The organism is Streptomyces sp. ISL-1 (assembly GCF_018614585.1).
Classification (GTDB): Bacteria; Actinomycetota; Actinomycetes; order Streptomycetales; family Streptomycetaceae; genus Streptomyces; species Streptomyces maoxianensis.
The window spans coordinates 18,544-31,731 of sequence record NZ_JAGGOI010000029.1 but is presented as its reverse complement, the minus strand read 5'-3'; the positions used below and the strand labels follow the sequence as shown (position 1 = coordinate 31,731).

The window sequence follows — 13,188 nt, the reverse complement described above, 5'->3', positions numbered from 1 at the left end:
CCTGCCCGGGTGACGCCCCGCACAGCCGCTTTGACGATCACCGAATGTGACCGTCTCCCGTCACGATGTACTTCGTGGACGTCAGCTCCGGCAGGCCCATCGGGCCGCGTGCGTGCAGCTTCTGGGTGGAGATCCCGATCTCGGCGCCGAATCCGAACTGGCCGCCGTCCGTGAAACGCGTCGACGCGTTCACGGCGACCGTCGTGGAGTCGACCAACTGGGTGAACCGGCGGGCCGCCGCCTGCGAGGTGGTGACGATCGCCTCGGTGTGCCCGGAGGACCAGAGCCGGATGTGGGCGACGGCCGCGTCCAGCGAATCGACGACCGCCGCGGCGATGTCGTACGAGAGGTACTCCGTCTCCCAGTCCTCGGCCGTGGCCGCCACGATCGTGGCCTTGGTGGCGCCGGCGTACTCCAGCACCCGCTCGTCGCCGTGCACCGTCACCCCGGCCTCTGCCAGGGCGTCGAGCGCCCGCGGCAGGAATTCGGCCGCGATGTCCTGGTGGACCAGGAGCGTCTCGGCCGCGTTGCAGACGCTCGGCCGCTGCGCCTTGGAGTTGATCAGGATGTCGACGGCCATGTCGAGATCGGTCTGGGCGTCCACATAGACATGGCAGTTGCCGGTGCCGGTCTCGATGACCGGGACGATGGACTCCTCGACGACCGTACGGATCAGGGACGCGCCGCCACGCGGGATCAGGACGTCCACCAGGCCGCGGGCGCGCATCAACTCCCGTACGGAATCGCGGCCTTCACCGGGTACGAGCTGCACCGCGTCGGCGGGCAGGCCGGAGCCGCCGACCGCGTCCCGCAGGACCTTCACCAGTGCGGAGTTGGAGGAGTACGCCGAGGAAGAGCCACGCAGGAGCACCGCGTTGCCGGACTTCAGGCAGAGCGCGGCGGCGTCCACGGTGACGTTCGGCCGGGCTTCGTAGATGATCCCGACGACGCCGAGGGGGACGCGGACCTGGCGCAGGTCGATGCCGTTGGGCAGGGTCGAGCCGCGCACCACCTCGCCGACCGGATCGGGCAGCGCGGCCACGTCCCGGACGTCGGCGGCGATGGCCCGCACCCGCTCCGGGGTCAGGGTGAGCCGGTCGATGACCGACTCGCTGGTGCCGGCCTCCCGGGCGCGCGCGATGTCCTCGGCGTTGGCCGCGACGATCTCGCTCGTACGGACCTCGAGCGCGTCCGCGATCGCCAGCAGCGCGTCGTCCTTGGCCGACCGCGGCAGCGGCGCGAGGTCGGCGGCGGCGCCACGGGCCCGGTAGGCGGCCTTGGCGACCGGGGAGAGGTTGTCGTACGGCGAGAGCGAGGTCATACCCGCAGGGTAATGGCCTCCCCGCAGGCGTCCATCACCTATTCCGCACTACGAGACGGAAGTGAGACACAGGGCGCGGGAGGGGTTTTAGAAGGGGTGTACGCCCACCGGAGCGGCCGGCGGCGGGCCGTAGCCCTCCGCGATGCGCTGGTGGTACGTCTGGCGGTCGATGACCTCCAGGCCCACGATCTCCCACGGCGGCAACTGGGCGCTGGAGCGGTGCTCGCCCCACAGCCGCAGCGCGACCGCCGCGGCGTCGTGCAGGTCCCGCGCCTCCTCCCAGTACCGGATCTCCGCGTGGTCGTTGGCGTACCGGCTGGTCAGCAGGAAGGGGTGGTCGTGCGCGAGCTGCTCCAGACCGCGCCGGACCTCCTTGAGCGAGGCCTCGGCACCGGAGACGCTGAGGGTGATGTGCCACAGCTTCGACTGCACACGCTCTTCACCGAGGGCATCCGTCTCGGTGCCCTGGTCCGCCCGGTCCACCCGGCCGTCGTCGAAGTCCGCCCCCGCTCCGACGCTGGTCAGGGCTCGTTCCTCGCCCACGGCCCGGCGGCCGTGGGGAATGCCCCCTGTCCCGCGGGGCACATCCCCTGGGCGCGCTCGTCGCACCGGCGGCCTCCTGTTGCATGTGTCGTGTTGCTGTACCCCGCCATTCCTCCGCAACAAAGTTGACCAGTCCCGGGCGGAGCGTGGGGCGCTTTTGCCGAAGGTCTCTGCCACAAGACTGGACTTTCAGCCGTTTCAGGGGTGCAGGACGACCAGATCGTCCCTGTGTACGACTTCCCGCTCGTATTCCGGGCCGAGTTCCTGGGCGAGTTCCCGGGTGGAGCGGCCGAGGAGCTGTGGGATCTCCTTGGCGTCGAAGTTGACGAGCCCGCGGGCCACGGCGTGGCCCTCGGTGTCTCGCAGCTCGACCGGGTCCCCCGCGCTGAACTCGCCCTCGACCCCGGCGATCCCGGCCGGCAGGAGCGACTTCCTGCCGTGCACGACGGCCCGTACCGCGCCGTCGTCCAGAGTCAGGGAGCCCTGCGGGGTGGAGGCGTGAGCGAGCCAGAGGAGCCGGTCGGCGGAGCGGCGCCCTGTGCTGTGGAAGTACGTGCCGGTGGCGCGGCCCGCGAGGGCGTCGGCGGCGCGGCTCGCGGAGGTGAGGACGACGGGGACGCCTGCGGCGGCCGCGATCCTGGCCGCCTCGACCTTGGTGACCATGCCGCCGGTGCCGACGCCGGCCTTGCCCGCGCTGCCGGTCTGAACGTGGGCGATGTCGGCGGGGCCGCGTACCTCGTCGATCCGTGTGGTGCCGGGCCTGGCCGGATCTCCGTCGTAGAGGCCGTCGACGTCCGAGAGGAGGACCAGCAGATCGGCTCGTACGAGATGGGCGACGAGGGCGGCGAGACGGTCGTTGTCGCCGAACCGGATCTCGTCCGTGGCCACCGTGTCGTTCTCGTTGACGACGGGTACGGCGCCCATGTCGAGCAGCTGGTCCAGGGTGCGGTAGGCGTTGCGGTAGTGGGCGCGGCGGCTGGTGTCGTCGGTGGTGAGAAGAACCTGGCCGACGCGTACGCCGTAGCGTGCGAAGGAGGCGGTGTAGCGGGCGACGAGCAGGCCCTGGCCGACGCTGGCGGCGGCCTGCTGGCGGGCCAGGTCCTTGGGGCGACGGGCCAGGCCCAGTGGGGCGAGGCCCGCGGCGATGGCCCCGGAGGAAACCAGCACTATCTCCTTCTCGCCGCCGCTGCGGACCTTGGCGAGCACATCGACGAGGGCGTCGACGCGGTCGGCGTCGAGTCCGCCGGCCGCGGTGGTCAAGGAGGACGAGCCGACCTTGACGACGATCCTGCGGGCTTGCGTTACCTGCACTCTTGCCACTGTCACAGGGCCGAATCTATGTCAGGAGCACGGTGGGTGCTCGGTCATTTCATTCGCTGGACAGCGAGCCGTCGGCCGCGGCGAACGGCCGTCCTTGGGGCCCGCCTTGGCGTCGTCGACGGCCGGGAGCGCCTCAAAGCCCGCGGCGCAGCCGGCGCATCGCACGCAGCACGCGGGACGGACGGCTGCGACGACCGGTCGCGGCGGCCGGGTCGAGCGGTGTGAGGTGCTCCTCGCCGGCCCGCTCGGCCACCCGTACCTCGTAGACCTCGTCGGTGAAGCCTTCCGTCCCCTTCCCGAAGTGCGGATACGCGAGATACCTCCGGCCCTCCCGCTCCACCACGTCGGGCACGGTCCCGGCCCGCTCGAAGGCCAGCACCTCCTTGAGGACGTCGAAGCGTCCCGTAGCGGCACATGTGAGCCGCAGCCGCTCGCCGACCTTGAGGCGCTTGGCCACCCCGTCGGTCCAGTACGTCTCCATCAGTGGAGCGACGAGCGCGAGTTTGTCCCGCCCTCGCTCGTCCGGCTGCTTCAGCACGATGGGGCCCAGCTGGGGCAGCAGGGAGGTCACGAAGGGCCTGACCATCAGCAGGTCGCGCCGGTCACCCGGCGGCACATGCGCGGCGATCAGCTTCATCAGCCGGTGCGCCGCGTCGATGATCGCGGCATGGTCGATGCCCTTGGTGACGTGTTTGCCGTCGTCGCGCCCGACCAGGTAGTAGCAGGTGTGGTCGGCGACCACGGAGACTCCGTCGGCGCGCAGATACGCCTCCATGGTGAACAGCGCGTCCTCGCCGAGCCGCATGCCCTCGTCGAAGCGCAGCTCGTGGCGGACGAGCAGCTCGCGCCGGAACAGCTTCTGCGCGCTGAGCGTGAACTTGATGCTGGAGGAGAAGACGTCCGTACGCTCGGCGTTCTTGCGGTACATCGACTTGCCGGCACCCCGGTTGACGCCCTCGGTCCGGCCGAGCACCACGTCTGTGCCGGCCCGGTCGGCCACCGCGACCATCCGCTCAAGTGCCTCGACGCCGAAGTAGTCGTCGGCGTCGAGGAAGAAGACGTAGCGGCCGCGGGCGAGGGAGAGCCCGAGGTTGCGCGGGCCGCCGGGGCCGCCGGAGTTGGCCTGTCGCACCACCCGGGCCGCGACCTCGCTGCGGACCGCGAACTCATCCAGGTACTCCCCGGTGCCGTCGGTCGAGCCGTCGTCGACGGCCACGATCTCGATCCGCTCGGCGCCGATCGTCTGCGCCTCGACCGACTCCAGGCAGCGCACCAGATAGGGCATGGCTTCATAGGCCCCGATGATCACGCTGACATCGGGCTCATTGCCGTTCATGCCCGCAATCCTCTGTCATGATCCTCTGTCACGCCGGGCCCAGGGACGTCAGCGGGCGGCAGACGAGTCCAATGAGGCCACCGCGGCTCCGGCCTCACCGGCTGCCGCCTCCTCCGCGGCGTCCTCCGCCGCGTCGTCCATCGACACCTCGACCAGTTGCTGGCCGGGGCCCGTGTTCCGCGCCTCGGCCCGCGCTGCCAGCACAGCCACCGCGGCGTTGAACTGCTCGATGGAGGTGGGCTCGTCCGGCCCGAGCAGATAGCGCTTCAGCTCACGTCGTGCCTCCGCGAGGACGTCCGCCGCCGGGTCGGCGACGGCATCCAGCAACTCGCCCAGTTCCTCAGCGCTGTTGGAGAGTACGACCGCGGCCCGTACGGCGGTGTTCTGCCGCCTGAACTCCTCGGCGCCCACGGCGCCCGAGTCGGTCACGGCGTACGGCTTGCCGCTCGCGATGAAGTCCGAGACCACGCTGGAGATGTCGGAGACCATGCCGTCCGACTCGTTGAAGCAGTCGTACAGGTGCGGCTGGGTGCCGGTCACCGTCTTGTGCTCCCACCAGCCGAAGGAGCGCCAGTAAGCCTCGTTCCACTCGGCCCGCAGCTGCTTGATCTCGGCGAGACGCTGCGGGTCGGCGAGCGAGACCCGCGACACCTCCGACTCGTCGCCACCGGCCCGGCCGGGCTTGGACAGCTCGGCCAGCCGGGCATCGATGCGTGCCAGGGTCGCCCGCGCTGTGGCCTGGTCGGCCTGCGCGGCGGCTGTCTCCTTGGCCCAGCGGGGCTCGGCGGCGCGCTCGGCGGTGGCCTTGTCGACCATCGCCATGATCCGGGTGTGGACCGCCTTGGCCCTGGCGCTGCGCGTGCCCGTGAAGGGGTGCGGCTTGTAGATCACCCGGACCGGCCGCTCGGCGTTCAGCAGCCCCTTGACGATGTTCTCGCCGGCCAGCAGGAGCGAGGTGTTGCCGGGGTTGTCGTCCCAGCCCTCCCAGGTTGGGGCGTACAGGATCGTCGGGATCGGGTTCTTCGGGGTGCCGGTCCAGGTCTTTATGGGCGCCAGCTGCGGGCGGCCCACCTCGACGATGTCCTCGTCGCGCACACCGACGTCGGCGAGGGCATAGCGGTCCCGCCCGGCCCGGCCGGCCGTCCACACCTCGTCGTACACCTTGCTGAACGGGTTGACGCTGGCCATCTTGTCGCTGTCGCCGTGTCCGATGAAGACGTGCTTCATGGTCGGTACGCGCAGGATGTGGATGTTCTTGCCGACGTTGGCCGGGTAGAGCGCCACCCGGAGCGTGGACAGGTCCATGTTCATCAGGTGTATGCCGCCGGGCACACAGATGACCGGCACCGAGGTCTCACCGAGCTGCGGCACGATGTAACGCTCGCGCAGGATGATCAGCGGCCGGGCCTCCAGCTGCTCCATCGCCTCGATCCACATCTTCACCTGGTACGCCGACTCCTTCGAGCCGGAGAAGTACAGAACCGCGGTCGGCCGGTACTCGCGCAGCCAGGTGTCGACGCCCTTGAGGACCTTGGCCGCGTTCGGTACGAGCCTGCTCGGCCGCATGTAGCGGAAGAGTGCGGCGGTATAGAGCAGCGCCAGGCCGATGGTGACGGAGATGCCGATGTAGGCGAGGACGTCGGTGTCCATCTGGGTGGCGGCGAGCACACCGGCCACCGCGGGCACGTCCAGGTGGAGCATCTTCTCGGCGGAGCGGTTCAGCAGGACCCTCGGCGGGGCGTCCGGGATCTTCAGGCCGTGCAGGTCGACGTTGCGCGTCACCACCGGCATGGTGCGGCGCAGCCGGATCAGGGTGGCCAGGGCGCCGTGCGGGGCCTGCAGGCCGAAGGTGAGCAGGAAGCCGCCGACCGCCAGATAGAACAGGGTCTGGTCCGCGAGGTTCAACCGGGACAGCAGCAGGACCAGCAGCAGCTGACGCACCAGGAAGTGCATCGGCAGACCGAACTTGATCTTGTTCAGTCGGTTGACGAGATAGCTGCCGCGCTGATGCAGGTACCAGTCCGCGACATACGTCACGGCGGCTGCGGCGACGAATCCCCAGAAACTGGGAATCAAGGCGGCGATCAGCGCACACGGAAAGCCCAGCCCCAGAAGGACTGCAGCAACCAATTCTGATCCGCTGCCCACGCGGGCCCGGCGAATGGCGGTCGAAATCACGAAGAACCTGCTCCAAGGGGTGCCGGTTTTACCACATTAAGATGCAAAAGCGAGGGATAAACTTTATGAATTCGGGCCTCTGCGGTCGCATCACCGCAACCGCAGAGGCCCATAAATTCAATTATCGGGATTATTACACATCTTCCTGACGATCCAGGACAGAAGCCAGCGCCTGCTCGAACCCGGACGACTCAGTCGCCTCGCGGGTCGGATCCTGCTGCCGTACATCGATGACATGGCCGGTCAGCTCGGAGAGCAGCACGTCCAGGGAGGTCCGGGCCACGGCCTCGGAGGAGAGCAGCGAGCCGCTCGGCTCCTGACCGAAGGCCTTGGTGCGCATCGGGGTCGCGGTGCGCTCGGGATTCACGCAGTTGACGCGAATTCCATCGGGCGCCCATTCGTCGGAGAGCGCCTGCGTGAGGTTCACCATGGCCGCCTTGGTCGACGAATAGAGGCTGTACTCGGCACGCCCGCGGGTGTAGCTGGAGGAGGTATAGAGCAGCAGTTGCCCCTTGGTCTCCGCCAGGTACTTGTACGAAGCACGAGCGATCTGGACCGGCGCCAGGTAATTGACGTTCAACGCCTCCTGAATGGTCGTGTTGTCCGTCTCCGCGAGCTTGCCGATGCGCAGCACACCCGCGGTGTTGATGACGTAGTCGATCCGGCCCGTCTCGGAGTACGCCTTGGAGAGCGCGTCGTCGACGTGTTCCGGGTTCTCCACGTGCGTGCCCGTGGTGGAACGACCCAGCGCGTACACCTGGGCGCCGTACTGCTTGGCCAGTTCGGCGATGTCCGCGCCGATGCCGTACGAGCCGCCGAAGACGACCAGCGTCCGGCCGGCCAACAGCTCGCGGTACGCGGCCTCGTCGGCCTGCCGCGGCGAGGCGGTGGTGGCCAGCTGGAACAGCTTGTCGGCGATGAAGACATCGACCGGCTGAGTCACCTTCATGTTGTACTCGTCGCCCGCGACGACGTAGATCGGCACATCCGGCAGATACCTCAGCACCACCGAACAGTCGTCGGTGGCCTGGAAGTTGGGGTCGCCGGCCGCGATCTCGTACGCCCTGCGGATCGTGGAGAGCTTGAAGGCCTGCGGGGTCTGGCCACGGCGCAGCCGCGAGCGGTCCGGCACCTCGGTGATGAACTCGCCGTCCTCGCCGTGGGTGCGGGTCACGATGATCGTGTCCGCCGACGGGATTGCGACATCTACGGCCTGATAGCGGTCGAGGGCGTCGACACAGCCCTGGATCACACGCTGTGACAAAAGCGGACGGACAGCGTCATGGAAGAGGACGTTGGCGTCCTCGCCCTCGGCAAGCCCCTCGCCCAGTGCGGCGATTGCACGCTCGGTGGTCTCGTTGCGGGTGGAGCCGCCTTCGATGACCCGGGTGACCTTGGTCAGTCCGGCCTTTGCGATGATCTTCTCCACGTCGGGTACAAAACCCGGCGCCATCAGCACAATCACGTCATCGATGGACTCGGCCTGCTCGAAGATCGTCAGCGTGTGCTCGATGACAGCCTTGCCGGCGATCTTCAGCAGCTGTTTGGGGATCGACAGACCCACGCGCTGGCCGGTGCCACCGGCGAGCACGACTGCTGTGGTGCGGGGCTTGGCTATGGGCTGCACAGACACAGACGACCTACCTTGCAGGGGCTGGGGAACATTCCGATAGTTGCACTCTGCGTTACCGTCCCGCAAGGCGGATGCCTTTCCCACCTCACCGTGGTGCAACCTGCTGTTTGCCTTGTGATCAGGGCAATCCGGGCGCGCCCCCCAATTATGCGCGTGACCGAAACCACATGAGACCAGGCTCGAATCACTCTTGCGGCCAAAACCGCACTACGGCAGCCGACCTCCGTAATCCACGTGCGGAAAATCTCTACAAATCGACCACGTTGAGAGCGAGATCGTTGGAGGCGGTGTAGAAGAGGCGCACGCGGACCCGCTGCTTCGGCCTTCGGAGCACTTTCTTGGCGAGCGCACGCACAGGACTCCCCCTCCTCTTCTTCGGCAGGATGGCCAACGGGTAGTTGTAGACATCCTTCTTCATTACGACATCGTCCAGCACCCGCCCGATCTTCACCGGTTGGACATTCGGCACATATCGCAAGAAGGTGTCCCACACATCGTGTGCGGTGTTCTGCTGCGCGACCGGAGCGGCGCAGGGAATGGTGAAGCGGAACGTGCTCGCGCCGTCCCACCGCCCGGAAATGGTCAGTTCACACGCCGGCCCGCCGCGACGGCGCAGCACGAGCACGGGGTCGCCGACCGGGGTGGCGCCGATCAAGCGGCCCGACAGTGTGACCTTCTTGCCGGCGAGCCGCACATCCGCGGCCTCCGCGTGCACCGGCCGGACCCAGGACCGAAGGACGAGCGTGCCCTTGGCCTTGTCGGCGTACGGCACGAGGTTACGGACGGCCTCGCCCGGCGCCAGGCGCTCCGCGGCGTGCATCGCGCCGCGCTGATCGACATTGCGGCTCCCGAGCCGGGAGCGCGCACCGGTGGCCGCCATCTCGACGAAGAGCTCCCAGACACCCTCGCCCAGTTGCTCACCGGCCGGGATCGTGACGGATCCGTTCGGCCCGAACGCGAACGTACGGACCTCCGTACTGCCTTCGGTACGTGCGCACAGCAGCCGCAGCCCGGCCTCGTCGGCCGTCGGTCGCGGGCCGACCAGGGTGATGGTCAGCGCGCCGTCCGCGGCCACCACGCAGTCGGCCACCGGCGCGAACTCAGGCGCGGAGCCGCGCGGTGACTCGCCGGCAGCCAGCTCCTCGAAGAGGTTCTCGTACTCCTTGACGACCTGGGAGGGGTCGAAGCGGCGAGCGCTCTCCTGCGCTGCGGCGCCCAGTCGGTGCCGCAGCGCCTGGTCGTCGATCAGCCTGAGCAGCGCGTCGACGACCGCCTTCACATCGCCGACCGGGACGAGGACGCCGTCCACGCCGTCCTTGATGATCTCGCGCGGCCCGTAGTCGCAGTCGGTGGAGATCACCGGCAGGCCGCAACGCATGGCCTCCACCAGCGTCATGCCGAACGACTCGTGGCGCGAGGTGGAGACGGCGATGGCGCCCTTGGCCCACTCCGGTTCGATGGGTGAGTGCGGACCCATGAGGTGGACCTTGTTGTAGAGGCCCATCCTCAGGATCTGGTCCCGGAGCGCGGGTCGGCGGTCGCCGCCGCCGTAGATGCGCAGCACCCAATCCGGGCGTAGGGCCGTGACCTTGGCGAAGGCGTCGATCAGGACGTTGTACTGCTTCTCCGTCGCCAGCCGGCCGGCCGCGACGACGGTGCTGCCCGTCCCGTCGGAGGGAGCGACCTGCGGCTCGGGAACGCTGTTGGGGATGGCCAGCACGCGGGTGCTCGGCAACGGCATCTTGTCCCGCCACACCCTGGCGTCGCCCTCGGAGACCGTCACAAAGGCGTCGATCGCGGCGAGATGCTCGTACATCTCGGCGCGCAGGGCCGCCTTGTGGTGGTTGTGCGTCATGTGTTCCTGGCCGATGCGGACCGCTCCGGTCGGGGCGAACTGCGCTACGTACGCGACGAGTCCGGGCCGGGTGCCGACGACGACATCCGCGTCGGATGCGGCGTAGTGCTCGCGGACACGGTCGTCGGTGAGCCGGCTGTACTCCTTGTAACGCGCCTCGTTCTGCGGCAAGAACGTCGCGGGCTGGAGCTGGAAGGGGTGTTCCTTCTCGTTCGTCGGCGAGTTCACCCGGGTGTCGACGAGGGGCACGACGGTGATGCGCGGGTCGATGGAGAAGAGCGGGTCGTCCCGGTGCCGGAAGACCGAGACGATCTCGACCTCGTGGCGGTTCACAAGCTCTTCGGCGAGGTTGAGCGTGGTGCGGATCGTCCCGCCAATACCGTAAACGGTATGGATGAGGAAGGAGATCTTCATCGGCCCTTGGTGCTCCGTTCGACTGAGACTCGGGAGACGTACGGGTAGTCCCCGTAACGCCACACGCCAGTCAGACGGGTCTGGAAGCCCGGAGGTTGCCCTCGATCCGTGGATTTAGCCGGATCAGGGGATACAGAACGGGACAAACTCGTCGTACCCGCACTGCGCCTCGCCCCGCGGCCCACGGCACACCGCCGCCGGCCGCGGGCACCACCCCGCGGCCGGGGGCCGTCCTAGAACGGGTCGAACTCGTCGTACTCCCGCTGCGACTCGTCCCGCTCGGCATCGCGGTCCCTGCGCCGCTGCTCCGCCGGACGCGGGGCCTCCAGGCGGTGGTCCTCGCCGCGGCGGCCGAGCATCTCGGCGCCGGCCATCATCGTCGGCTCCCAGTCGAAGACGACCGCGTTGTCCTCGGGGCCGATGGCCACGCCGTTGCCCCCGCGGGCACCGGCCTTCATCAGCGCCTCCTCGACCCCGAGGCGGTTGAGGCGGTCGGCGAGGTAGCCGACGGCCTCGTCGTTGCTGAAGTCGGTCTGGCGGACCCAGCGCTCCGGCTTCTCGCCGCGCACCCGGAACAGCCCGTCCTCCTCCTGCACGACCGTGAAGCCCGCGTCGTCGACGGCCTTGGGGCGGATGACGATTCGGGTCGCCTCCTCCACCGGCTTGGCCGCGCGCGCCTCGGCGATGATGCCGGCGAGGGCGAAGGACAGCTCCTTGAGGCCCGTATGAGCGATCGCCGAGACCTCGAAGACCTGGTAACCGCGATCCTCGAGCTCGGGACGGATCATGTCGGCCAGGTCCTGGCCGTCCGGGATGTCGATCTTGTTGAGGACGACGATGCGCGGGCGGTCGTCCAGGCCGCCGTACTGCCGCAGTTCCTCCTCGATCACATCGAGGTCGGAGACCGGGTCGCGGTCCGACTCCAGCGTCGCGGTGTCCAGGACGTGTACGAGCACCGAGCAGCGCTCGACATGGCGCAGGAACTCCAGGCCAAGACCCTTGCCCTGGCTGGCGCCCGGGATCAGACCGGGGACATCGGCGATGGTGTAGACGGTCGACCCGGCGGTGACCACGCCCAGGTTCGGCACGAGCGTGGTGAACGGGTAGTCCGCGATCTTCGGCTTGGCCGCGCTGAGCACCGAGATCAGCGAGGACTTGCCGGCGCTCGGGTATCCGACCAGCGCCACGTCGGCGACGGTCTTGAGCTCCATGACGACGTCACGCGACTCGCCCGGCACACCGAGCAGCGCGAAGCCGGGGGCCTTGCGGCGGGCGGAGGCCAGCGCGGCGTTGCCGAGGCCGCCGCGGCCGCCCTGGCCGGCGATGAAGGTGGTGCCCTGGCCGACCATGTCGGCGAGCACATTGCCCTGCTTGTCGAAGACGACGGTGCCGTCGGGCACCGGCAGGACCAGGTCCTGGCCGTCCTTGCCGGAGCGGTTGTCGCCGGCACCGGGCTGGCCGTTGGTGGCCTTGCGGTGCGGGCTGTGGTGGTAGTCGAGCAGCGTCGTCACCGACTGGTCGACTACCAGGATGACGTCACCGCCACGGCCGCCGTTGCCGCCGTCGGGGCCGCCGAGCGGCTTGAACTTCTCCCGGTGAACGGAGGCGCAGCCGTGGCCTCCGCTACCCGCGGCGGCATACAGCTCGACGCGGTCCACGAAGGTGGTCATGGGTGTGCCTCCAGATACGTACGTACGAAATGTCTTAGCTACAACACGCGAAAGGCGGACCCACTTCCCGAACGGGAAGTGAGGTCCGCCCTCGCAAAGATCCGATCAGGCGACCGGGACGATGTTCACGACCTTGCGGCCACGGTGCGTGCCGAACTCCACCGCACCGGGCTGCAGGGCGAACAGGGTGTCGTCGCCACCGCGACCGACGCCCGTACCCGGGTGGAAGTGGGTGCCGCGCTGGCGGACCAGGATCTCACCGGCGAGGACGACCTGACCGCCGAAGCGCTTCACGCCGAGCCGCTGAGCATTGGAATCGCGACCGTTCCGAGTGGACGATGCGCCCTTCTTGTGTGCCATCTCTCCTCAGTCCCTTACTTCGCAGCCGTGGGGATACCGGTGACCTTGATCGCCGTGTACTGCTGGCGGTGACCCTGGCGACGGCGGTAGCCGGTCTTGTTCTTGTAGCGAAGGATGTCGATCTTCGCGCCCTTGTGGTGGTCCACAATCTCGGCCGTGACCTTGATACCGGCCAGCACCCACGGGTCGCTGGTCACGGTGTCGCCGTCGACAACGAGCAGGGTCGAGAGCTCGACCGTGTCGCCAACCTTGGCGGTGGGAATCTTGTCAACCTCAACGATGTCGTCGACAGCAACCTTGTGCTGGCGACCACCGCTGCGCACGATGGCGTACACGCGGACTCTCTTTCGCTCGGAACGGATCCCCTGATGCCAGCCGCTCGCACAGGCCGAAGCCTGTGACGATCCGGAAGGATGAGCGGCCTCTCCCGACCGGCGGAACCATCGGGAGGGAGTTGCTCAGGGGTGGGCGTGCATGGAAACACACCGAGGGTCAAGGTTACGGGGCCGGGCTTGAGGGGTCAAACCGGCTACGCGCCGTGAATCCCTGGTGGATGCC

The 13,188-nt window shown here is 68.5% G+C and carries 10 protein-coding genes; all 10 read right to left on the bottom strand.

The window, feature by feature from the left end; all coding sequences use genetic code 11:
* Window positions 1–37: 37 nt before the first annotated feature.
* On the bottom strand, window positions 38–1,321 hold the full coding sequence (locus J7E87_RS19780) for a glutamate-5-semialdehyde dehydrogenase (protein WP_215095799.1): 1,284 nt from the start codon (window positions 1,319–1,321) through the stop codon (window positions 38–40).
* Window positions 1,322–1,408: 87 nt separating this feature from the next.
* Window positions 1,409–1,930, bottom strand: coding sequence for a hypothetical protein (locus tag J7E87_RS19775; RefSeq protein ID WP_215095798.1), 522 nt, complete (start codon window positions 1,928–1,930; stop codon window positions 1,409–1,411).
* Between the two features lie 132 nt (window positions 1,931–2,062).
* Window positions 2,063–3,175, bottom strand: coding sequence for a glutamate 5-kinase (gene proB / locus J7E87_RS19770; protein ID WP_374195196.1), 1,113 nt, complete (start codon window positions 3,173–3,175; stop codon window positions 2,063–2,065).
* A 142-nt stretch (window positions 3,176–3,317) separates the two neighbouring features.
* Window positions 3,318–4,520, bottom strand: a complete 1,203-nt coding sequence (locus tag J7E87_RS19765; protein WP_215095796.1) for a glycosyltransferase family 2 protein — start codon at window positions 4,518–4,520, stop codon at window positions 3,318–3,320.
* 48 nt (window positions 4,521–4,568) lie between these two features.
* Window positions 4,569–6,698 carry a hypothetical protein gene (locus J7E87_RS19760; RefSeq protein ID WP_308312978.1) on the bottom strand — a complete coding sequence of 710 codons (2,130 nt, stop codon included), beginning with the start codon at window positions 6,696–6,698 and terminating at the stop codon, window positions 4,569–4,571.
* Between the two features lie 133 nt (window positions 6,699–6,831).
* Window positions 6,832–8,331, bottom strand: coding sequence for a bifunctional cytidylyltransferase/SDR family oxidoreductase (locus tag J7E87_RS19755; protein WP_215095795.1), 1,500 nt, complete (start codon window positions 8,329–8,331; stop codon window positions 6,832–6,834).
* Between the two features lie 247 nt (window positions 8,332–8,578).
* Window positions 8,579–10,600 (bottom strand): glycosyltransferase family 4 protein, encoded by a 2,022-nt coding sequence (locus tag J7E87_RS19750; protein WP_215095793.1) that lies wholly within the window; start codon window positions 10,598–10,600, stop codon window positions 8,579–8,581.
* 233 nt (window positions 10,601–10,833) lie between these two features.
* Window positions 10,834–12,270 (bottom strand): GTPase ObgE, encoded by a 1,437-nt coding sequence (gene obgE / locus J7E87_RS19745; RefSeq protein ID WP_215095791.1) that lies wholly within the window; start codon window positions 12,268–12,270, stop codon window positions 10,834–10,836.
* Window positions 12,271–12,375: 105 nt separating this feature from the next.
* Window positions 12,376–12,630, bottom strand: a complete 255-nt coding sequence (rpmA, locus tag J7E87_RS19740; RefSeq protein ID WP_215095789.1) for a 50S ribosomal protein L27 — start codon at window positions 12,628–12,630, stop codon at window positions 12,376–12,378.
* 14 nt (window positions 12,631–12,644) lie between these two features.
* Complete coding sequence (gene rplU, locus J7E87_RS19735) at window positions 12,645–12,965, bottom strand: 50S ribosomal protein L21 (protein WP_215095787.1); 321 nt, start codon at window positions 12,963–12,965, stop codon at window positions 12,645–12,647.
* Window positions 12,966–13,188: the final 223 nt, after the last annotated feature.